This window comes from Bacillus cereus group sp. BfR-BA-01355, assembly GCF_022663675.1.
In the GTDB taxonomy this organism is placed as follows: Bacteria; Bacillota; Bacilli; order Bacillales; family Bacillaceae_G; genus Bacillus_A; species Bacillus_A thuringiensis_S.
In genome coordinates, this window is record NZ_JAKUFY010000519.1 from 1 (window position 1) to 212 (window position 212).

Below are 212 nucleotides of genomic sequence, written 5' to 3' on the forward strand. Positions count from 1 at the left end.
CCCGCACGAAAGGTGTAACGATTTGGGCACTGTCTCAACCAGAGACTCGGTGAAATTATAGTACCTGTGAAGATGCAGGTTACCCGCGACAGGACGGAAAGCCCCCGTGGAGCTTTACTGTAGCCTGATATTGAATTTTGGTACAGTTTGTACAGGATAGGCGGGAGCCATTGAAACCGGAGCGCTAGCTTCGGTGGAGGCGCTGGTGGGAT

At 52.8% G+C, this 212-nt stretch carries 1 rRNA gene; it reads left to right on the top strand.

The window, feature by feature from the left end:
• A 23S ribosomal RNA gene (locus MR167_RS32740) occupies nt 1-212 on the top strand; the annotation flags it as partial.